This is a genomic window from Nitratidesulfovibrio sp. 1201_IL3209 (assembly GCF_036763125.1).
Lineage (GTDB): Bacteria > Desulfobacterota > Desulfovibrionia > Desulfovibrionales > Desulfovibrionaceae > Cupidesulfovibrio.
The window spans coordinates 1-256 of the sequence record NZ_JBAIYT010000110.1 but is presented as its reverse complement, the minus strand read 5'-3'; the positions used below and the strand labels follow the sequence as shown (position 1 = coordinate 256).

Annotated in this window: 1 rRNA gene; it reads right to left on the bottom strand. The window is 54.3% G+C overall.

The annotated features are described in order from the left end of the window. Window positions 1-256 (bottom strand): 23S ribosomal RNA (locus V6B97_RS17280); the annotation flags it as partial.

The following is a 256-nucleotide window of genomic DNA, read 5'->3' as shown; positions in this document are numbered from 1 at the left end:
GGCTGTCTGAACAACTCCACCACCTTGACCACTGAGCATGGATTTGGAGACCTTAGCTGTCGATCTGGGCTGTTTCCCTTTTGACGACGGACCTTCGCACCCGCCGTCTGACTCCCGGGGTACATCTGTGCGGCATTCGGAGTTTGAAAGGGTTTGGTAATCTGGTGAGACCCCTAGCCCTGTCAGTGCTCTACCTCCGCAAGACAATGTCCCGAGGCTATACCTCAATATATTTCGGGGAGAACCAGCTATCACC